Annotated in this window: 1 protein-coding gene; it reads left to right on the top strand. The window is 65.8% G+C overall.

Features of this window, described 5'->3' with window-relative positions; translation table 11 throughout:
- Positions 1 to 875, top strand: an 875-nt coding sequence (locus DNK59_RS24240) for an AMP-binding protein (protein ID WP_146249937.1), incomplete at both ends; no start/stop codon positions are given.

The raw sequence follows: 875 nt of genomic DNA, 5'->3' as shown, positions 1-875 counted from the left end.
ACCTCCGGCTCCACCGGCCTGCCCAAGGGTGTGGCGATCGCCCATCGCAACGTGCTGGCGCTGATCGACTGGTCGAACCGGGTGTACAGCACCGATGACCTGCAAGGGGTGCTGGCCTCCACCTCGATCTGCTTCGACCTGTCGGTGTGGGAGCTGTTCGTTACCCTGTCCAGTGGTGGCTCCATCGTCCTGGCGCGCAATGCCCTGGAACTGCCGGAGCTGGCGGACCGCGACCGGGTGCGCTTGATCAATACCGTGCCGTCAGCGATTGCCGCGCTGCAGCGCAGCGGGCAGATTCCGCCTAGCGTGCGGATCATCAATCTGGCGGGCGAACCGCTGAAACAGGCTCTGGTGGATAGCCTCTACCAACAGCCGGGGCTGGTGCATGTCTACGACCTGTATGGCCCGTCGGAAGACACCACCTATTCCACCTACACCCGACGCGAGGCGGGAGGCCAGGCCAATATCGGCCGGGCCATCAGCCACACCCAGAGCTACATTCTCAGCCCGGACCTGCAACCGGTGCCGGTGGGCAGTGCCGGCGAGCTGTACCTGGCCGGTGCCGGGGTGACTCGCGGCTACCTGGCGCGCCCGGGGTTGACCGCCGAGAAGTTCGTGCCCAACCCGTTCTCCAGCGACGGTGGCCGGCTGTATCGCAGCGGCGACCTGACCCGCTACCGCGCCGATGGGGTGATCGAATACATCGGCCGCATCGACCATCAGGTGAAGATCCGTGGCTTCCGTATCGAGCTGGGGGAAATCGAAGCGCGGCTGGTGCAGCAGGCATCCGTGCGAGAAGCCTTCGTCATGGCCCATGACGGCGAGAACGGCCAGCAACTGGTGGCCTATATCGTGCCCAGCGACGCCGCGATGGC

This window comes from Pseudomonas sp. TKO26, from assembly GCF_003225665.1.
Classification (GTDB): Bacteria; Pseudomonadota; Gammaproteobacteria; order Pseudomonadales; family Pseudomonadaceae; genus Aquipseudomonas; species Aquipseudomonas saponiphila.
This window is presented reverse-complemented; position numbering and strand designations above follow the sequence as displayed.